Source organism: Streptomyces wedmorensis (assembly GCF_000716445.1).
Lineage (GTDB): Bacteria > Actinomycetota > Actinomycetes > Streptomycetales > Streptomycetaceae > Streptomyces > Streptomyces wedmorensis.
Window position 1 is genome coordinate 1 of sequence record NZ_JNWK01000248.1, and the last position, 204, is coordinate 204.

Annotated in this window: 1 protein-coding gene; it reads left to right on the top strand. The window is 71.6% G+C overall.

What is annotated here, in order from left to right; translation table 11 throughout:
* A partial coding sequence (locus OO54_RS41290; protein WP_033213104.1) for a hypothetical protein occupies window positions 1-204 on the top strand: 204 nt, incomplete at both ends.

Here is a 204-nt window from a genome sequence, read left to right on the forward strand (position 1 = left end):
CTGCAGGACGTCACCGACCTGGACATGCTCACCGCCACCGCCTACCTCGAAAAAGACGCCGCCGACTCCCGCGACCACATCCGCCAGACACGCCGCCGCAACGCGAACCCCGTCCTCCTGCGCCGCATGGCCCGCGAAAGCCGCCGCGACGCCCTGGACTACACCGCCAGCCAGATCCTTCCCCACCTCCCCCGCGCCCAGGCC